General features: G+C 28.8%; 19 protein-coding genes and 1 pseudogene. 9 read left to right on the forward strand and 11 right to left on the reverse strand.

Going from position 1 to position 18,986, the window contains the following annotated elements; translation table 11 throughout:
• The first annotated feature begins 13 nt into the window (after positions 1-13).
• The 6 genes from METIG_RS01170 to METIG_RS09085 all read left to right on the forward strand — a co-directional run bounded on the left by METIG_RS01170 (position 14) and on the right by METIG_RS09085 (position 5,277).
• On the forward strand, positions 14-520 hold the full coding sequence (locus tag METIG_RS01170; RefSeq protein ID WP_013798405.1) for a class I SAM-dependent methyltransferase: 507 nt from the start codon (positions 14-16) through the stop codon (positions 518-520).
• Between the two features lie 189 nt (positions 521-709).
• Positions 710-1,693 carry a glycosyltransferase family 4 protein gene (locus tag METIG_RS01175; RefSeq protein WP_048055634.1) on the forward strand — a complete coding sequence of 328 codons (984 nt, stop codon included), beginning with the start codon at positions 710-712 and terminating at the stop codon, positions 1,691-1,693.
• Positions 1,668-2,771, forward strand: coding sequence for a glycosyltransferase family 4 protein (locus METIG_RS01180; RefSeq protein WP_013798407.1), 1,104 nt, complete (start codon positions 1,668-1,670; stop codon positions 2,769-2,771). Before METIG_RS01175 ends, METIG_RS01180 begins: the two co-directional genes overlap by 26 nt.
• Positions 2,761-3,384: a class I SAM-dependent methyltransferase gene (locus METIG_RS01185; protein ID WP_013798408.1), complete on the forward strand. Its 624-nt coding sequence runs from the start codon at positions 2,761-2,763 to the stop codon at positions 3,382-3,384. Before METIG_RS01180 ends, METIG_RS01185 begins: the two co-directional genes overlap by 11 nt.
• Positions 3,385-3,419: 35 nt before the next feature.
• On the forward strand, positions 3,420-4,604 hold the full coding sequence (locus METIG_RS01190) for a glycosyltransferase family 4 protein (RefSeq protein ID WP_245527618.1): 1,185 nt from the start codon (positions 3,420-3,422) through the stop codon (positions 4,602-4,604).
• Between the two features lie 205 nt (positions 4,605-4,809).
• The gene (locus tag METIG_RS09085) at positions 4,810-5,277 is read left to right on the forward strand and encodes a class I SAM-dependent methyltransferase (protein WP_052297388.1); all 468 of its coding nucleotides are present in this window, start codon (positions 4,810-4,812) and stop codon (positions 5,275-5,277) included.
• On the opposite strand, the pseudogene METIG_RS09780 reads toward METIG_RS09085, so the two are convergent.
• The 10 genes and pseudogenes from METIG_RS09780 to METIG_RS01245 all read right to left on the reverse strand — a co-directional run bounded on the left by METIG_RS09780 (position 5,216) and on the right by METIG_RS01245 (position 13,526).
• Positions 5,216-6,188, reverse strand: a pseudogene (locus tag METIG_RS09780) (DDE-type integrase/transposase/recombinase). The gene METIG_RS09085 and the pseudogene METIG_RS09780 sit on opposite strands and share 62 nt — an antisense overlap.
• 182 nt (positions 6,189-6,370) lie before the next feature.
• Positions 6,371-7,633, reverse strand: a complete 1,263-nt coding sequence (locus tag METIG_RS01210; protein WP_013798413.1) for a lipopolysaccharide biosynthesis protein — start codon at positions 7,631-7,633, stop codon at positions 6,371-6,373.
• Positions 7,634-7,662: 29 nt separating this feature from the next.
• Positions 7,663-8,841: a glycosyltransferase family 4 protein gene (locus tag METIG_RS01215; RefSeq protein WP_013798414.1), complete on the reverse strand. Its 1,179-nt coding sequence runs from the start codon at positions 8,839-8,841 to the stop codon at positions 7,663-7,665.
• A gap of 95 nt (positions 8,842-8,936) precedes the next feature.
• Entirely contained in the window at positions 8,937-9,155 is a 219-nt protein-coding gene (locus METIG_RS09165) for an MBL fold metallo-hydrolase RNA specificity domain-containing protein (RefSeq protein ID WP_394295227.1), read from the reverse strand.
• 79 nt (positions 9,156-9,234) lie between these two features.
• On the reverse strand, positions 9,235-9,756 hold the full coding sequence (locus METIG_RS01220) for a D-glycero-alpha-D-manno-heptose-1,7-bisphosphate 7-phosphatase (RefSeq protein ID WP_048055478.1): 522 nt from the start codon (positions 9,754-9,756) through the stop codon (positions 9,235-9,237).
• 20 nt (positions 9,757-9,776) lie between these two features.
• The gene (locus tag METIG_RS01225) at positions 9,777-10,181 is read right to left on the reverse strand and encodes a hypothetical protein (RefSeq protein ID WP_013798416.1); all 405 of its coding nucleotides are present in this window, start codon (positions 10,179-10,181) and stop codon (positions 9,777-9,779) included.
• Positions 10,178-11,116 carry a bifunctional heptose 7-phosphate kinase/heptose 1-phosphate adenyltransferase gene (locus tag METIG_RS01230; protein ID WP_013798417.1) on the reverse strand — a complete coding sequence of 313 codons (939 nt, stop codon included), beginning with the start codon at positions 11,114-11,116 and terminating at the stop codon, positions 10,178-10,180. The genes METIG_RS01225 and METIG_RS01230 overlap by 4 nt, the downstream gene beginning before the upstream one ends.
• Before the next feature lie 4 nt (positions 11,117-11,120).
• A complete protein-coding gene (gene rfaE2, locus METIG_RS01235) occupies positions 11,121-11,594 on the reverse strand; it encodes a D-glycero-beta-D-manno-heptose 1-phosphate adenylyltransferase (protein ID WP_048055479.1) in 474 nt (157 codons plus the stop codon).
• A gap of 55 nt (positions 11,595-11,649) precedes the next feature.
• Positions 11,650-12,207 (reverse strand): D-sedoheptulose 7-phosphate isomerase, encoded by a 558-nt coding sequence (gene gmhA, locus METIG_RS01240; RefSeq protein ID WP_013798419.1) that lies wholly within the window; start codon positions 12,205-12,207, stop codon positions 11,650-11,652.
• Between the two features lie 38 nt (positions 12,208-12,245).
• Positions 12,246-13,526 (reverse strand): MBL fold metallo-hydrolase, encoded by a 1,281-nt coding sequence (locus METIG_RS01245; protein WP_013798420.1) that lies wholly within the window; start codon positions 13,524-13,526, stop codon positions 12,246-12,248.
• 324 nt (positions 13,527-13,850) lie between these two features.
• Between METIG_RS01245 and METIG_RS01250 the strand changes: the two genes are divergently transcribed.
• Positions 13,851-14,012: a preprotein translocase subunit Sec61beta gene (locus METIG_RS01250; protein ID WP_013798421.1), complete on the forward strand. Its 162-nt coding sequence runs from the start codon at positions 13,851-13,853 to the stop codon at positions 14,010-14,012.
• A gap of 25 nt (positions 14,013-14,037) precedes the next feature.
• On the opposite strand, the gene METIG_RS01255 is transcribed toward METIG_RS01250, so the two are convergent.
• Positions 14,038-14,760 (reverse strand): metallophosphoesterase family protein, encoded by a 723-nt coding sequence (locus METIG_RS01255; protein ID WP_013798422.1) that lies wholly within the window; start codon positions 14,758-14,760, stop codon positions 14,038-14,040.
• A 232-nt stretch (positions 14,761-14,992) separates the two neighbouring features.
• On the opposite strand from METIG_RS01255, the gene METIG_RS01260 reads away from it, so the two are divergent.
• The gene (locus METIG_RS01260; RefSeq protein WP_013798423.1) at positions 14,993-15,850 is read left to right on the forward strand and encodes a 7-cyano-7-deazaguanine synthase; all 858 of its coding nucleotides are present in this window, start codon (positions 14,993-14,995) and stop codon (positions 15,848-15,850) included.
• Positions 15,851-15,974: 124 nt separating this feature from the next.
• Entirely contained in the window at positions 15,975-18,980 is a 3,006-nt protein-coding gene (locus METIG_RS01265; protein ID WP_013798424.1) for a type ISP restriction/modification enzyme, read from the forward strand.
• Positions 18,981-18,986: the final 6 nt, after the last annotated feature.

Genomic DNA, 18,986 nt, shown 5'->3' on the forward strand with positions numbered 1-18,986 from the left:
ACATGCCAAAGAAGTGTGGGGGTTGGATATAGATAAAGAAAGAATATCTCAACTAAAAAACAAAGGATATAATGTCATATATGATGATGTTCAGAAATTCGAAAATTTAAAAAAATTAAATAAGAAGTTTGATGTTATTGTTGCTGGAGAAATTATAGAACATTTAGAAAACCCTGGATTATTTTTAGATAAAGTGAAAGAATTTTTAAAAGAAGACGGTATTTTGATTATAACAACTCCAAATATGTTATCCTTAAGATTTATTATTAGGCATACGTTATTTGGACAGGAATCTCCTTTTTGGAAAAATAGGGACGATGAAATTAGATATGGTCACGTAATTGGATTTTCTAAAATGTTATTGGAAAATTTATTATTAAGGAAGGGATATAAAATCTTAGAAATTAGATATACAATAAAAGATGAATATTCGGGAGTTAAAGGAAATATTGAAAAATTAATATCAAAAATATTTCCAAGATTTTCACCTAATTTAATAGTTATTTGTAAAATAAAATAAGAGTGATAAATAATGATACTACATATCATAAATTCAGATTTTGGTGTAAAAAATACTATCGGTATAAGATCTTATTATATTACTAAAGAGGCTAATAATTATTTTTACATATTTTGTAGAAATTACAATAAAAATATAAATCTGCACAATGTAAAAATTAAACAAATATTTCCATTTGCTCATTATGTGATGAAATTTTTAACTGCTATTCCCATATATATTAAAAAGAATTTTCCTTCAAATGAAATTAAAAACAATATATTTGAATTTGCACTAATTAGTAAAGTTAAAGATCTAAATTTAAAGAATGTAGATGTAATTCATTCTTGGGAGTTTCTCCCTAATTTTTATAGATATATAAAAAGTAAGAATCCAGACATCAAAATTATTCAAGATGTTCCTATGGCTCTCCCAAATGTACTAAAAGATATAAAAAATTACGAAAAATTATTTGGAAAAGTTGAAATACCACAATATGTTAAAAAATCTTTAAATTATATAGATTACTACATATCCCCATCTGAATTTGTAAAGAAATCATTAATAAATGAAGGAATAGATGAGAATAAAATTTTTGTTGTACCTTTTGGAGTAGATGTAGGGAGATTTAAACCTATTGAAAAGGATCACTTTGGAACATTTAAAGTTGCATTCTCTGGGAATGTCAATAATAGAAAGGGTATTCTCTATTTAATTCAAGCATGGAAAGAACTAAATCTCAAAAATGCTGAATTAAATCTTTATGGTATTGTATATCCAGAAGTTAGAAAATATCTAAAAAATGCTAACAAATATAACATAAAACTTTATGGATTTGTTAAAAATATCGAATTAGAATTACCCAAGAACCACATTTATGTATTTCCGTCTTTATTAGAAGGATCAGCAAAATCAATATATGAAGCTTTAGCATGTGGATTACCTGTAATCACTACAGAAAATTCTGGAAGTGTAGTTGAAGATGGAAAAGACGGGTTTATAATTCCAGTACAAAACGTTGAAGCAATAAAAGAAAAAATATTATTTTTCTATGAAAATAGAAATGAAATAGTAAAATTTGGGAAAAATGCAAGGAAAAAAGCTGAAAAATATACTTGGGAAAATTATGGTAAAAAAGTTAATGAAATTTATGAATTGGTGAATAATCATGAGCAAAATTTTATATGTCCATAATGCGGATTTTTCAAAACCTTGTGCTAATAGAATTCAGGTTTTGAACATGTGTAGGGGATTTAAAAAAATTGGGCAGGATATTACACTTATGAGTTTTAATAATGATAAAAACACTCTCAAAAGAATTTATAATGAAGATATTGATTTTAATGTAATTTCTTTGAAACCTTTTGTAAATTATTATTTTAGAAGTTTTATTTTATTTTTGAAATTTCTGAGTATAAAAAATAAATATGATTACATCTATACAAGAGATTTGATATTTGCTTTTTTAGTTTCAAAATTCTTTAAAAATAAAAAGGTAATTTATGAATTACATGAAATTAACAAAAGAAAAATATGGATTTTTTTGCTTAAAAATTGTTTAAATACGTTATACTCAGTTGTTACTGTTAATCCAAATAATATAAAATTTTTTGAAGGAAATCATCATATTTCAAGAATAGTTTTTTTACCCAATGCGGTAGATTTACAAAGATTTGACATTAATATTTCAAAAAAGGATGCAAGGGAAAAATTAAACCTTCCAAAAGATAAAACACTAATAACATATACTGGAAGTTTGCAAAATTGGAAGGGTTATGGTACTTTTTTAAAATCTTATAAATATTTAAAAAATAAAGAAAATATTATTTATTTGACAGTTGGAGGAAATAATGAACAAATAAAAGTTTTAAAAGAAAAATACAAAAGTGATAATATAGTTTTTATTCCGTATGTGGAAAATTCCAAGATTCCATTATTTTTAAAAGCATCTGACATATTGGTTATTCCAAATTCCGCCAAATATGAAATTTCAGTTAAATACACCTCCCCTTTAAAACTCTTTGAATATATGGCTTCCAGAAGGCCAATAATAGCGAGTGATCTACCGAGCATTAGAGAAATAGTTAGTGAAGAAGAAGTTCTATTCTTTAAACCTGATAATGAAAAAGATTTGGCAGAAAAGATAGAATACTTACTAAATAATAAAGATTTAATAGAAAAACTTGCTAAGAATGCTTTTGAGAAAGTAAAGAACTATACCTGGGAAGAAAGGGCTAAGAGAATAATTGAGGTGTTTGAAGATGAAATTTAACCCACAAGTTCCACACGAACATTATATCAATAATTATGATAAAAAACATAGATGGATAAGTTATTGGTATCAAATTAATGAAGTGATAAGCACAAAACCACAGAAAGTATTGGAAATTGGTCCTGGAAACGGAACAATATCAAACTATTTAAAGAAAATATGTAAAATTAATGTCACTACGGTAGATATAGATAAAAATTTAAACCCTGATTATGTTTGTAGTGTTACAGAACTAAAAAATATCTTTAAGAAGGATAGTTTTGACACTGTTTTATGTGCTCAAGTGTTAGAACACCTTCCATTTAGATATTTTGAAGAATCTTTAAAAAATATCCAATATGTAACAAAAAATTATGCAATAATAACTTTACCTCATTATGGCATTAATATATCCTTTAAAATAAAAATATTATTTGGAGAATTTAATTTTGTATTATGTATTCCATATCCAAAAGAACACAAGTTTGATGGTCAACATTATTGGGAAATTGGAAAAAAAGGATATTCATTAAGAAGAATAGAAAAAATCATATCTAAATATTTTATTATATTAAAAAATTATCTTATTCCTGAACATCCATATCATAGGGTATTTGTATTAAAGAAATTTTAAAGAATTAAATTGATAAATATATACAATAATAAAGGATGATAATAATGAAAGTTAATCATATTAAGAATAAAAAATATGTAAACGAGAACATAAAAATATATTACATTGAAAATTTTTCAATTCCAGGAAATTCTGCTCACTCCTTACAAATAGAGAATACCATAAAGGCATTATCCAAAATATCAAATGTTACTTTAATATCAATTTCATTTAATACAGTTAAAAAATTAGATTTTTGCGAACATATTGTAATAAAATCACCAGATCTCTTTAAAAAAATTATTCCTTATAGAGTGTTTTATTTATTGTACAAAATTAAAGATTTAAAATTTGAAAAAAATGCATATCTATATACACGTTCTCCAATAATAGCATATTATCTTCACAAAAAATTTAAAAAGGTTATTGTTGAAATACATAACATTCCAAATTTAAAAGATAATATTTTTGAAAATCTCTTATTTCATATTCCTTTAAATAATTTTTTTCTAAACAAGTTATATAATAGAGAAAATATTCATTTTGTTACAATTTCGAAGTCTTTAAAAGAAGATTTAATTAAACTCTTTAGTATTCCAGAAGAAAAAATAACCGTTCTTCCAGATGCAGTAGATCTAAACAAATTCAATATAAACATATCTAAAGAAGATGCAAGAGAGAAATTAAACCTTCCTAAAGAAAAAATAATTATAACCTACACTGGTAGCTTACAAGAATGGAAAGGATATAAAACTTTTTTAGAATCTTATAAATATTTAAAAAACAGAAAAAATGTAATTTATTTAATAGTTGGTGGGTCAGAAGACCAAATAAAAATTTTAAAAAAAGAATACGAAAATGAAAATATAATTTTTATTCCCTTTGTTGAACATTCGAAAATACCATTATTTTTAAAAGTATCTGACATATTGGTTATTCCAAATTCCGCCAAATATGAAATTTCAGTTAAATACACCTCCCCTTTAAAACTCTTTGAATATATGGCTTCCAGAAGGCCAATAATAGCGAGTGATTTGCCGAGTATTAGAGAAATAGTTAGTGAAGAAGAAGTTTTATTTTTCAGACCAGATAATGAAAAAGATTTAGCAGAAAAAATAGAGTATTTACTAAATAATAAAGATTTAATAGAAAAACTTGCTAAGAATGCTTTTGAGAAAGTAAAGAACTATACTTGGGAAAAGAGGGCTAAGAGGATTGTTGAGATTTTTGAGGTGGAATAATGAAAGATTTTTTATACTATTTAATAAGATATTCTAAGATATTCTCAAGGGAAAACTTATACAAATTTTTAGACGATTCTATAAAAAAATATACGCTCATGTTCATTCAAGATTACCTATATAAATAGTGTGCTGTTATCGTGGCTTTGCGGGCTGGTGCATATAAAAAATTATCAATGGTAAAACTTGTTTGCTATAAGTAATGATGTTTGAAGATGAGCGAAAATATATTAAAAAAGATGAGATATATACAATTAACATTGGTACAGGGGGCGAAATAAGCAAATTTATAAAAGATAAAGGAATAAAAATATTGGAAATCGATATAGATGAAAAAAGAAGCCCTGATTTAGTTATGGATATTCAAAATATGCATTTATTGAACGATAATTCAGTTGATGTTATCTTTTGCTTAGAAGTTTTAGAACATGTGCAAAATCCTTTTAAGGCGGTTGAGGAAATAAAGAGAGTACTTAAACCAGGAGGAATTTTTATTGGTTCGACACCTTTTGTTTTTCCAATACATGATGAACCAGATGATTATTTTAGATATACAAAGTATGGGATTCTAAATTTATTGTTGTATCCTGAAATTATTTCGTTGTTCATGTTCATGTTATCACCTCTTTATTACATTTGGTATTTTCGAAGTATACTTCGTATGGGGTTTTAAAACTTAATGAGCGGTGTGGTTTTATTTGGTTGTGCCATTCAACGAATTCTTTCAGGTTGTCGCTTGCGTAGCAAGCGAGCAACGAAAACCGAAGGTTTTCGTCTAATTGAACTTGTCCAGTCGATATTCAACTTCCCTATTTATTCTTTCAACTTTTCCTATCGTTTGAGGGTGTCTGATTGAGGTTTTTATATGCAAAATTTCCCTTTCCATTAGAAACTTCTGAAATCTCGAGATTCCACCCCTTGCAGGGACGAATTGGGTTCCATTGTCAGTTAATATCTTTTTCGGCGTTCCATGCTTTTCAAAGCATTCTTCTAAAGCCGAGATAACAACGTCGGTTGTAGCTTCTTCGTAAATTCCAGCGTGTAGGATGAATCTACTGTGATCATCAATTATTAACAGGAGATTATATCTAACCCCACCCACATCTACGATTTTAAAATCCATCTGCCACATTTCGTTAGGTTTTGAAGCGCTGAATCGCTTTGGCTTTTCGCTTGCGTAGCAAGCGAGCAACGAAAACCGAAGGTTTTCGTCTAATTCTTTCTTTTCTTCTTTCCCTTCTGGATAAGGTCGAACTCCTTCAGTATAGTATATATACGATTATGAGGAATATGTATATTGTGCTTATTCTCTATGTATTTCTCTAAATGCACTGCACTGGTTCCTTTATACTCCTCAACTGCTTTAAGAACTAAATCAATTTCTTCCTTCGATATTTTCTTTGGCTTTCTACCCCTACGCTTTATCTTTGGAATTTCTCCGGTCTCTCTATATTCTTTCCATATTTGCTGAACTCTACGGGGAGTTACTCCAACTTTCTTAGCTATACGGCTGGTTTCAAAGCCCTTTTCTTTCCATCTAATGATTTTCCTAATCTTTTTATCGTTAAGTTTTGCCCCCTTCATATTATTCTTATTATTAACATTCCTCTTTTTATTACCTACTGATGCGAAATAATTTCGGGATACCACAAAACGCTCTGTTAATTAACAATATATTTATATTAAATAATAAAAATTTAAGAAAAATTTTAATAAATTATTATAAAAAACATTTAATAGAAACAAATGAAAAAAATGCTGCACATTTATTTGCAGTATTTAAGAAAAAATAAAAAAGTGATTATCATTACTAATAACCTATAAAATATTCTTGCTATAATAGCTCCTAATAATCCATAAAAATAAATTCCAAAGAAACTAAGTAATATTAAAATTAATGAAGAATATGTGTAAAATTTGTTAATTAGTCTTGCTTCTTTTTCTTTTATTAAATAATTATATGGTAAAATATAAAGCATAGATAAAAAACTTAAATGAAACAACATACTTAACCATACATAGTCATAATACTTAGGATAAAACCATTTAAATATGAAAGGTGCTAATACCAAATAAACTACAATTAAAAAAACCACAACAACAAAAAACTTCTTTAAATGTTTCATTATGTCTCTTTTACTTAGGTCTTCGGAGGCAATCTTAGGGAGAATCATTGGGATAAATGTTTTTGCTAGTATTTTAATTTGATTTGGAATTGAAGTTACAATTTTAAAAATAGCCAGTTCTTCAAAACTGAGAAAATAAGCAATTATCATACTATCGAAATTATTTGCAATATTTGATAGTGCTATAGATAGACTTATACTTTTACCAAATTTTATACTATCTTCATCAATATTATTATTAGTTATAAATCTTTTGACATAAAACATGCTATAATAACCGTTAATAACAATTTGAATTAAAACTGTAATTATTGTTATCCAAAAAACACTTTCTGTAAAATATGCTGTCAAAACTATCAATATCGTTGAGATAATATTAAATAAAGAAGATAACTTAGTCAAGATATCAAATCTTTTTTTACCATTTAATAGAGTTGTATAAAATCCAGAGATGGCATAAAATGGGAATATGGATGATAATATTAAAAAAATTAATGATAAATGAAACCAACCATATAAATACTCATAGACAGAAAATCCCAACAAAAATAGACTTCCCAACCAACTCCATTTAAATATTTCCTTCAGAGCTCTAAAATATGTTCCTTCATAACCTTTTGCAACTGCCTGAATAACTGCAACACTCATTCCCAGAAGTGCAAAAATAGTAGCAATACTTAAAATTGTCATTATAAAGCTATACTGCCCAAAAACTTCTTTTGATAGAAAATTTGCAAAAACGATACTTAAAATAAATCCCTTTAAAGTTCCAAAAAATTGCCCAATACTTAACCAAAACCCTCCCTTTATAAAGTAAGGGAGATCTAAACCCACCTTTGAAGAATATCTTTTAGAGAATTTGTAAATTTTATCCTTTAAATTACTATATTGTTTTTTGAACATGTTTTACCCAACCCCGATAATATTTATTTTTATTTTTTCAACAATTCCTTAAAAATCTCCTTATATTTCTCAATAGCTTTATCCCAACTAAAATTCTCTTTGACAAATTTTTTAGCGTTTTCACCATAAATTTTTATTAATTCTTTATTTTCAATTAATTTAATTATTCCTTTCTTAATTTCTTCGGGGTTATTATCTTCCAACAAAATACCTGTTTTTTCATCAATAATAACTTCATCTCCTCCTTCATAGGGGCTTGCTACGATGGCCCTTCCACACACCATAGCTTCTAAGAGAGAAGTTGATAAACCACCTCCAGGATAAGCAGAATGGATATAGATATCACAAACTTTTAATATGCCTATGGCTTCTTCAAAATCTTTTTTTCCTAAGAAGTAGATGCCATTATTTAAATATTCATTAGCTAATTTTTTTAATCTTTCTAAATCTTCCCCATATCCAACAATAATTAAGACGGCATCTTTTTTAATATTTTCGGGGAGTATTTTATAAGCTTTTATTATATTTTCAACTCCTTTCCATTTGTAAAGTCTGCCAACAAAGCAGAGTTTTAATTTGCCTTTAAACTTATTTTTAATTTCTTCATTCTCCTTTATTTTTTCTATTTTCTCAAATTCAATTCCTCTATAAATTATTGGGATCTCCCTTTTAATAAAGTTGTTTAATATAAATTCTTTAACAGCTTTTGATATGGCAATTACATAATCACTCTTCTTAAAAATAAGTTTTCCTATAGTTTTATCATATAAGTAAGATAGTTTATTTGTTATTTCATTTTGCACTTTAATGAATGCACTTCCATGTTCTACATGGATTAAAATCTTTTTATTAAACCTTAATTTTGCAAAGAGAAACCCCAAAAGTGTATTTGAAAAAAATCGGGTTCTTGTCATTACTATATCAAAGTCTATCTTATAAAGGTTAAAAAAAAGTTTCCAAAATTTTGGAGATAGCATATTTGGAACAGGATAGTTGGGAATTATTTCAAAAGCAGGATATCTTATTATTTTAACATTATTATATTTTACTTCAAACTCTTTAGATTTTGGAATGTTAGGAGCAAAGATTGTTATGTCAAAATTCTTATCTTTGGAAAGGTATTTTACAAATTCATCAACATGGGTTTCTAATCCACCAATATGTGGTAAATAATAACCAGGGAAGATTATTAATTTAATCTTTTTCATATTTCCCCCTTATATTTTTAATTAATTAAAATAATTTTCCAATTAGTTTTGTGTTAATAATGCTCCATTATTTTTTAAATTTTTATTTTTTTGTTTTAAATCCTTATTACCTCCCCCAACTTTGGAGTATATACATTGAATCCTTTTTCAATTGCCCATTTTTTGAATGTTAAAACTTCAAGTTCATCCCCATGCTGAATTATGAGTGTTTCTGGATTAACTTTATTCACAAATTCGTGGAGTTCGTCCATTCCCGCATGCGCTGAAAAAAATGAAAAATTATTGAAAAATCTAACATCTATTTTTAGATTTATTTTTCTGCAATTTTAAAACTTTAATTCTCTAATTTTTATATTTTTTCACATATTTAACTTCATTTACGTTATATGGGCTCTAAATTTTATAGGTTTTTTCCTTTATTACCTCAACACAGCCATATAAATCTTTTGCAATAAAATCAGCCTCAGTTTTTTCATTATCATATAAAATCCTTATTGTTTTACACCCAACACTCTTTCCACAAATTATATCACTCTCACTGTCTCCAATCATCCAACTCCTACTAAAGTCAATATTCCATTTTTCCTTGGCTTTTAAAAGCATGCCATTCTTTGGTTTTCTGCAGTTACAAGTCCCATCCAAATGAGGGCAATAAAAGATATCATCAATTTCAGGCAATAACTTAAGCATATAATCATGAACAACTTTTAAATCTTCCTCTGTCATAATGCCCTTAGCAATCCCTTGCTGATTGGTTATAACTATTAACAAATAGCCCATCTTTTTAAATTCAATTAACGCTTCTCTAACTTTTGGTAGTAATTCAAACTCCTCTATTTTTTTAACGTAATCCCCAATTAATCTTTTATTGATAACCCCATCCCTATCAAGGAATATTGCCTTATTATTGTTCATAATTTTCCCATTATTTATTTTCATCTTAATAGTAATCCTATGTTTTTTAATACTTCGGGAATAAATGGAGATATTATAATTAATATTATTAATATTTTAACCCAATAGTCCATTTTTTGGTTTGTCAAGCCTATCTTTTTTTCAAGCAATGCCATCTTTATCTCCAATCGTTCCTCCATTGTTTTTATTTCTCCACTTAATTTCCCTTCAACAAGCAGTATATCTTCTTTTGTTGCCAATTCTTTTCTTAATTCATCCCTTACTTCGTTCTTTATTATTGATGATTGATGTTTAACCTCCTCTCTCGCTATACTTATCGCTATTTCTTTTGATTCTGCATCATTTTTTTCTTTTAATTTTTCAACTTCTTTTTCCAATTTCTGGATTCTAACCAATAACTCATCAACAGATGTTGCTGAGCTCATGTTTCCATCTTGTTATTTTCACTAAACTTGCCAAACAACTCATCTAAGCTAACTGTTGCAGTTCCAACCTTTCCAACAACAATTGAACTTGCTTTATTTGCCAATTTAACCGCATCAACTAAATCATAACCTTTGTCTAAAGCATAAGCCAAAACAGCAATAAATGTATCTCCTGCCCCCGAAACATCATGAACTTCTTTAACCTTTGTAGAGATGTGGTAGACTTCTCCATTAAGAGTTACCAATGTAGAACCCTTTTCACTTCTTGTGATGACGAAATTTGAGTTAAATTCCTCAACCAACTCCAAACCTATCTTCTCCAATTCATCATCTTTGTTTTCTATCTCTCTTCCAATAATTTGGGAAGTCTCTTTTAGATTTGGTTTTATTAAATAGACATCTTTATAAAATTCTATGTTTTTAGGTTTAGGGTCAACTAAAATCTTACCTTTAAATTCTTTTTTAATTTTTTCCATAAGTTCTTTTGTTATGAGGCCTTTTGCATAATCGGAAATTATCAATATATTTGATTTACTGTTGAGTCTTTTAATTTTATCTAAAATCTTGTTTGAAATTTCTTCATTTATTGGATATATTTTTTCATAATCCACCCTAAGAAGTTGTTGGTTGTATCCGATAGCCACAAATCTATGCTTCACTATTGTGGGCCTCCCATCTGATACAAAATAATACTTGATGCCGTTTTCATTACACAGTTTTTCAATACACTTCCCAAATTCATCTCTATTGGTAATGCTTATTAAAAATACATCATGCTTTAAAGAGGCGATATTATTTGCAACGTTTCCTGCTCCTCCAAGTGTATATTTTTCTTCAACCGCATTTAACACTGGAACTGGTGCTTCAGGGTTTATTCTCTCAACCTTTCCATATGTGTATTTATCGAGCATCACCTCTCCTAAAACCACTATCATCCTTTCACCTATATTTTTCTAAGATCCATTCTATTATATTTGTTGTTGAAAAACCCTCAATTAGTGGGATTATTTTTACTTCCCCACCGTAACTTTTAACAACCTCTGCCTCTGGTAAATCTTCCTCTTTGTAATCCCCACCTTTTACATGGATGTGGGGTTTTATTATTTTTATCAATTCAATTGGGCTATCTTCATCAAAAGGAACTACAAAATCTACTGGTTTTAAATTATCTAAAACATAAGCCCTTGAGTATAGTGGGATTATAGGGCGTTTTTCTCCTTTTATTTTTTTAATAGATTCATCTGAATTTATTCCTACTATCAAAACATCTCCTAATTTTTTTGCTTTATTTAAATACTCTACATGCCCCCTATGAATTATATCAAAACATCCATTTGTAAAGACTATTTTTAAATTTTGGCTTTTTAACTCTTTAATTATGTCTTTCAACAATGTTCTATTTTTAATTATCATATTATCCCTTATTTCCAAAATATTTATATTTGTCATTAAATAAATAATTTAACCTCTACACAAACAATCTTTTCTCAACCTCTTCACAAATCACATGGTATATTGTTAAATGGCATTCTTGTATCCTTGCTGTATCATTAGATGGAACTACCAATGCTAAATCAACAATATCCTTTAACTTACCCCCTCCTTTTCCCAATAAACCAATTGTATAAATGCCCATTTCTTTGGCTTTATTGACTGCTCTTATAACATTCTTTGAGTTCCCACTTGTAGATATTCCAACTAAAACATCACCCTTTTTACCCAATGCCTCAACTTGTCTCTCAAAAATCATCTCAAACCCATAATCATTTCCAATTGCTGTTAAAATAGATGTGTCTGTTGTTAATGCAATTGCAGGCAATCCTTTTCTTTCCAACTTGAACCTTCCCACAATCTCAGCGGCAAAGTGCTGAGCATCTGCCGCACTACCCCCATTTCCACAAATTAAGATTTTATTACCATTTTTTAATACTTCTGCTATTATTTCAATGGATTTTCTTAAATTTTCTTCATTTTCTTCAATAAATTTTAACTTAACCTTTGCACTTTCTTCAAAATACTCTTTCATAAGATCACCTAACTTATTTTTTATGCATTACTATAAATTTAAATCCTTATTACCTCCCCCAACTTTGGAGTATATACATTGAATCCTTTTTCAATTGCCCATTTTTTGAATGTTAAAACTTCAAGTTCATCCCCATGCTGAATTATGAGTGTTTCTGGATTAACTTTATTCACAAATTCGTGGAGTTCGTCCATTCCCGCATGCGCTGAAAAATCGAATAATGTAACCTCTAATTTTGGTTTAATTTCTTGCCCATTTATTATTAAATATCCTGTTTCAATTAAATATCTACCGTTTGTATCTTCTACTTGATACCCAGTTAATATTAATGAGTTTTCTGGATTATCCCACATCTCAGATAAATAATGCAGAATAGGTCCCCCATCAAGCATTCCGGCTGTTGTTACAACAATTCCCCCATTTTCTTTTAGGTATTCTATAACTTTTTCTCTTTCATCTCTCGATTTAACTACATAAACCCTGCTATATGCTTTTTCTAATTTTTTTGCATCCCTTAAATATTCTGAATGCCTAAGCATAATTTCGGTAATCTCAATTGCCATGCCATCAACAAATATTGGAACATCAAACTTCTCCTCCGCCAAAATTAGAAGGATTTCTTGAGCCCTATTTACTGCAAACACTGGAATTAATGCAACTCCTCCCCTATTGATTGTTTCTTTTATTTTTTGTAGGAATCTTTTTTCTGTCATTTCTCTATCTGGATGGATTGAGTTGCCGTAAGTTGATTCAATGATTAAAACATCTATATCTTCATTTGCATAACTTAAATCAGCTCCTTTAACCAATCTTGTATCTCTAACCTTTATATCTCCAGTGTAAAGAATTTTTTTATTGCCATAATCTAACAGTATCGATGCACTCCCAGGAATATGCCCAGCATCAAAATATTCATAAACAAAATCCTTAAAAACTCTTCTTTTGTTGTAGTATGTTGGAATATGCAAATTAATACATTTCTTTATGTCATGCATGTTAAACTTGGGGCTTATATGTTCAACCATCTCTATTTTTAATGAATCTTTCAACAACACCTTTGTAATTTCTTTTGTTAATGGTGTTGAATGTATTGGTGCATTTATCTGGTTATGTGTTAAAATTGGCAATGCCCCAACGTGGTCCAAATGAGCGTGGGACACAAATACACCATCGACTTTAATATTGTCCAATATTGGGTATTTGGGGCCCTCCCCCGTTAATTTAACACCACAGTCCAATAAAATTTTACTTTCTCCGCTATCAATTTCTATGCAACTTCTTCCAACTTCCATTGCCGCTCCTCTGAATGTAATCTTCATAATTCCCCCCTTATTATGTTTAGAAAAATTATAGTTGTGTGCGGAAATGATATACGGCAAAACCTTCGGTTTTGCCAAAAACCTTTCTAACGCACACAAATATAACTAAAAGTCGTACATCTTTATAAATATAACTCACATTATAGATCCGAGACGAAAGGTTTATATGGGGAGAGACGTATAACAAATATTTCACGTGAAATAAGGAAAATTCCCAACTGTTAAAATCAGACCATTGTGGGATGGAAATACAAGAGAAAGATGAAAAAATTTAAATAATAAAAAAGCTTAGGAATTAAGTAAATAAAAATATCTGGTGGTTTTATGTCCAAAAGAGAAGATAGAGGACTTGCTACAAGTGCTGGATTAGTAAGATATATGGATGAGTCACTCTCAAAAATAAGGATAGAGCCAGAGAAGGTTATAGGAATAACATTATTCATAATTGTTGCTGAGATTATTCTAACTTATGGGGTATTCCTATAATTTTTGTAATTTTTTAAAATTTATTTTATTTTCCCAAAAATAACCTTTCCGCGAGATATTCTGGTAATCCAACATTTAAGATTTTATTTGCTGCTTTTATTATGTCGTATGGGATTCTTTTTATCTCAACACTATACTCATCGGTATCAAAAATAGCATAAGATGCCCTATTTACCCCATCCCTTGGCTGTCCAACACTTCCAGGGTTTATAACGTATTTGTCATTTTCATTTAACTCAATTTTTCCTTCATGAGTTAATACACAACCTCTATTCTTTGAATATACAAATGGAATATGTGAATGTCCAACAAATACAACATCCTCATAACTAAAAACATAATCTGGAACATAATCTGGAAACAGGTATTCCCAACTATCTGGATTTTGTGGGCACGCATGGGAAAATATAACTTTTTTGCCGTCAATTTTTTCCTCAATTATTAGGGGAAGTTTTTTTAAATATTCAGCATTTTCTTCTTTTAATACTTCTTTGGTATAGATAATCGCTATCTGCCCAAATGTGTTGAAAAAACTTATCATCTCTTTCCCTATAACTCCATAATCATGATTTCCAGCAACAGTTGGGAATTTTTTTATTATCTCTATGCATTCGTTTGGATTTGCCCCATACCCAACAATATCCCCCAAGCAGAATACCCTATCTATATCATGTTTATCTATATCATTTAAAACCGCCTCTAATGCCTCTAAGTTTGAGTGTATGTCTGACAAAATTGCCAGTTTCATAATCCCACACGTGTAAAAATTATTTGATAAAATTTGATAAAAAGGAAAATTAGATATTTTAAAAATCGTAATTGTTATTGTTCTCACTATTTATAAGTATTTTGTTAATATATAGGAATGTAGTTAACATTGTGAACATTGTTATATATTTGAATTTAAATTTTTAAATTCTATTTTGGCATATTTTATAGTTATTTTAAAACAAAACAAAAATTTAATAGGTGTGATTTTAATGGAGTTCTCAGAATGGACAAAAGAAAAAAGAAAATTAAACAATTTTGAAGAATTGAAGGAAGATATTTTAAACAATTTCAAAGAGCAAGGTTTAGAGGATGAGAAAATAGTTGTTATGTTAAGTGGTGGAAAAGACAGTTCAACAGCTTTGGCATTGGCAAAAGATTTGGGTTTGAATGTTCATTTATGTGTTCATTTTGTCCATAAATGGAGTTGGGAATTGGCAAAAAATGAAGCAGAGAGAATCGCAAAAAAATTTAATGTTCCAATTTTATTCTATGATATTACAGATGAACTTAGAAGAAGGGCAATAGGTGCTAAGGGAAGTAGTATTTGCAGAATATGTAAGAATATAATGAAGGATAAGGTTGTTGATATCGCAAGAGAACATGGAGCAAAGATAATAATGACAGGAGATACTGCATTGGAAAAAATCTCTGGACCTATAATGGATTATCTAAGAGAAAAATATGGAAAAGTTGTTTATAAAAAGATGGAACTAACCCCAGTTCCAAAAAAATACAAAATGATGTTCTTTAGACCTTTAATAAGGTTGGCTCATGAGGATGTGCTAAAACTTAAGGAATACTATGGTATTGATATAAAAAGAGTCCATGAAGTTGGAGATAAAATTGGATTTTGGAGAGAAGGCTGTCCAATGCAGTATTGTGATGAGGACACAATAATAACGGAAGAGTTACTGGATGAATTATATGAGTTAAATAAAAAAATAACTGATATAGCAAGAGAACATGGCTTTAGGGCATCTATAAAGTTACCTTCAAAGAAAATTATAGTAGTTCCAAAAAAGAAGGAATACATTGACATGATTAAGAAGACGTTAAATATCCAATAATCTTAAAAACTTATTTTAGTTATAAATTTTATATATCACTCAAAATTTTATTTTTTATAATATTTAACTTACAACTTAATCATAACTTAATATAGAGACAAAAAATATTTTTTATTGGGATATTATGAAAGAGATTTTAAAAAACTACATAAAGACAATCAAGGAAATTTATAACGAGGGGGAGTTTAGTGAGTATTCTTTTAGGTATGCTTTGGAGGAGCTTTTAAGGGATATTATAAAAGAATATGATGTTAAAATAATCCACGAATCGGGGAGAGAAGATTTTGGAGCACCAGATTTTAAAATAAAAGGTAATGGAAAGATTATTGGGTATGTTGAAACAAAAAAGATAGATGTTGATTTGCATAGATTGCCAAAGAGGGATAAAGAGCAGTTAAATAGATATAAAAATAATATAGAAAACTTAATCTTAACAAACTATAAAGAATTTGTTTTATATCAAAATGGAGAGAAAGTTGAAGATGTTGTTATCTTAGATGATGATTTAAATTTAATTGAGGCAAATATTGAAAAGTTTGAGAAATTGATTGAGAGATTTTTATCTCTATCAACACCAGAGATTAAAGAGCCATCAAAATTGGCTGAGTTTTTAGCAAAGAGGGCAAGGTTGTTGAGGGATGCAATATTAAATAATTTGGATGAAAATGAAGGGATTAAAGCTTTATATGAGGCGTTTAAAGAGCATTTAATAAGTGATATGAAAAAAGAGGAGTTTGCTGATGCCTATGCCCAAACAATAGTTTATGGTTTGTTCATGGCGAGGTTTAATATTGAGGGAGAATTAACAAAGGAAAGGGTAGTATTTAAAGGAATTCCTAAATCGTTGAGGGTTATCCATGAAATTTTTAAGCATATAGCTTCTGATTTGCCAAGTTATTTGGATTGGATTGTTGATGAGATAATAACCATATTAAATAACATTGATATTAAGAAGATAGAAGAGAGCTTTAAAATTGTTGGAAAAGAGGATGTGTTTTTGCACTTCTATGAGGACTTTTTAGCAAGTTATAATCCAGAGCTTAAGAAAAGTAAAGGAGTTTATTATACACCTTTGCCAGTGGTTGAGTTTATAGTTAATTCGGTTGATGAGATTTTGAAAGATAGATTTGGAAAGAGATTGCATGATGAGAATGTTAGGATTTTAGACCCAGCAACAGGGACAGGGACGTTTTTAGCAACTGTTTTGGAAAGAGTGCATAAGAATGTTAAGCATACTTTATTTCAAGCTTATTTAAAAGAGAGGTTGTTAAAGAACATTTATGGGTTTGAAATTTTAATATCACCTTATTTGGTATCTCATTTAAAGTTATCTATGCTCTTACACAATTGGCATATAACTTTGAGAGGGGAAGAGAGGTTTAACATTTATTTAACAAATGCTTTGGATTTGATGAGGAATCCAAAGGACTCTGGGCTTTTTGAAAGAATTTTGGACAAGGAGAGGGAAGAAGCAGATAAGGTTAAGAATGAGGTTAATATCTTTGCAGTTATTGGAAATCCCCCGTATGAAGTTAGAGCAAGCGAGGGATGGATAGAGGAGTTGATGAAAGATTATTTATTTGGTTTGGGAGTTGAGAAAGAGAAAAAGAAGGGGGCTTTACAGGATGAATATGTTAAATTTATTAGATTTGCACAATGGAAGATTGAACAGAATGGAAAAGGAATTGTTGGATTTATAACAAACAACTCTTATTTAGATGGTTTAGTGCATAGGAGAATGAGGCAGAGTTTAATGGAAACATTTGATGAAATTTATATTTTAGATTTACATGGGAATGTTAGGAGAGGAGAAAAAGATGAGAATGTCTTTGATATTCAACAAGGCGTTTGTATAGGTATTTTTGTTAAATTAAGAGAGGGAAAACATAAGGCAGAGGATTGTAAGGTTTATTACTACTCAGTTGTTCATGATGCTGGTTTAACCAAAAGAGAAGATAAATATAAATTTTTAGAAAATAACACAATTAAAACCGTTGAATGGAAAGAAATAAATCCAAAAGAACCATATTATTTCTTTGTTCCAAAGGATTTGAGTTTGGAAGAAGAGTATAATAAATTTTTGAAATTAGATGAAATTTTTGAAATTAATTCATCAGGAGTTGAGACACAAAAAGATAAAGTTGCAATTGCATATACATCAGAAGATATAGAAAAAATAATAAAGGATTTTTTAAATTTAGGGGAAGAAGAATTAAGGAAAAAATATGATATAAAAGACACAAGAGATTGGAAACTTAAAAAGGTTATTGAGGATTTAAAAGAAGATTTTTACAAATTTGATGGAGATTGGGATAAAATAAGAGAGCATAGGATTAAACCAATTCTATATAGACCATTTGATATTAGATGGACTTATTTCTTTTATAAATCCCGTTCATTTGTTGCTTATCCAAGATATAATGTTATGAAACATTTCATTTTAGGAGAAAATATCGGACTTGTTGCATCAAGACAGGCACAGCCAGAGTTTAGGCATGTATTTATTACCGATAAAATAACTGAAAGAGGCATAACGTCTTCTTATGTTGGAGACCAGGGGGTTATTTTCCCACTCTACCAATACATTGAAAACAAAATAACCAAAGAAATTCAAAAAGTTCCAAACATTAAAAAAGACATCCTAAAATTAATCAAACAAAAATACAACGCAACACCAGAGGATTTCCTTTATTACATTTATGCAATCTTACATGACCCAAAATACAGGGAAAAATACAAAGAATTCCTAAAAATTGATTTCCCAAGAATTCCTTTATATGACAAAGAAATCTTTGAAAAATACAAAGATATTGGGAAAAAGTTGGTTGAACTCCACTTAATGAAAAACATCCCAACCCCAGATATTGATATTGAAGGGGAAAACCTAAAAGTTGAAAATGTAAAATATGACAAAAAGAAAAAAGGAGTTAAAATAAACAAAGAAACAATTTTATTAGGAATTGATGAAGACGTTTGGGAGTTTAAAATTGGTGGCTATAAAGTTATAGAAAAATACCTAAAAGGAAGAAAAGGGAAGAAATTAACAATTGATGAATTAGAGCATATTTATAAGGTTGTTTATGTAATTGAGGAAACAATAAAATTAATGAAGGAATTGGAAGAAATTTAAATTATG

The sequence above is a fragment of the Methanotorris igneus Kol 5 genome, assembly GCF_000214415.1.
Lineage (GTDB): Archaea > AGJL01 > Methanococci > Methanococcales > Methanococcaceae > Methanotorris > Methanotorris igneus.

Bases quoted from the DNA above. Each gene is read 5' to 3' on its own strand.
- METIG_RS01175 (WP_048055634.1), top strand. From the start codon at position 710: ATGAAATTTTTAACTGCTATTCCCATATATATTAAAAAGAATTTTCCT.
- METIG_RS01180 (WP_013798407.1), top strand. From the start codon at position 1,668: ATGAGCAAAATTTTATATGTCCATAATGCGGATTTTTCAAAACCTTGT.
- METIG_RS01185 (WP_013798408.1), top strand. From the start codon at position 2,761: ATGAAATTTAACCCACAAGTTCCACACGAACATTATATCAATAATTAT.
- METIG_RS01190 (WP_245527618.1), top strand. From the start codon at position 3,420: ATGATAATAATGAAAGTTAATCATATTAAGAATAAAAAATATGTAAAC.
- METIG_RS09085 (WP_052297388.1), top strand. From the start codon at position 4,810: ATGTTTGAAGATGAGCGAAAATATATTAAAAAAGATGAGATATATACA.
- METIG_RS01210 (WP_013798413.1), bottom strand. From the start codon at position 7,633: ATGTTCAAAAAACAATATAGTAATTTAAAGGATAAAATTTACAAATTC.
- METIG_RS01215 (WP_013798414.1), bottom strand. From the start codon at position 8,841: ATGAAAAAGATTAAATTAATAATCTTCCCTGGTTATTATTTACCACAT.
- METIG_RS01220 (WP_048055478.1), bottom strand. From the start codon at position 9,756: ATGAACAATAATAAGGCAATATTCCTTGATAGGGATGGGGTTATCAAT.
- METIG_RS01225 (WP_013798416.1), bottom strand. From the start codon at position 10,181: ATGAGCTCAGCAACATCTGTTGATGAGTTATTGGTTAGAATCCAGAAA.
- METIG_RS01230 (WP_013798417.1), bottom strand. From the start codon at position 11,116: ATGATAGTGGTTTTAGGAGAGGTGATGCTCGATAAATACACATATGGA.
- rfaE2 (WP_048055479.1), bottom strand. From the start codon at position 11,594: ATGATAATTAAAAATAGAACATTGTTGAAAGACATAATTAAAGAGTTA.
- gmhA (WP_013798419.1), bottom strand. From the start codon at position 12,207: ATGAAAGAGTATTTTGAAGAAAGTGCAAAGGTTAAGTTAAAATTTATT.
- METIG_RS01245 (WP_013798420.1), bottom strand. From the start codon at position 13,526: ATGAAGATTACATTCAGAGGAGCGGCAATGGAAGTTGGAAGAAGTTGC.
- METIG_RS01250 (WP_013798421.1), top strand. From the start codon at position 13,851: ATGTCCAAAAGAGAAGATAGAGGACTTGCTACAAGTGCTGGATTAGTA.
- METIG_RS01255 (WP_013798422.1), bottom strand. From the start codon at position 14,760: ATGAAACTGGCAATTTTGTCAGACATACACTCAAACTTAGAGGCATTA.
- METIG_RS01260 (WP_013798423.1), top strand. From the start codon at position 14,993: ATGGAGTTCTCAGAATGGACAAAAGAAAAAAGAAAATTAAACAATTTT.
- METIG_RS01265 (WP_013798424.1), top strand. From the start codon at position 15,975: ATGAAAGAGATTTTAAAAAACTACATAAAGACAATCAAGGAAATTTAT.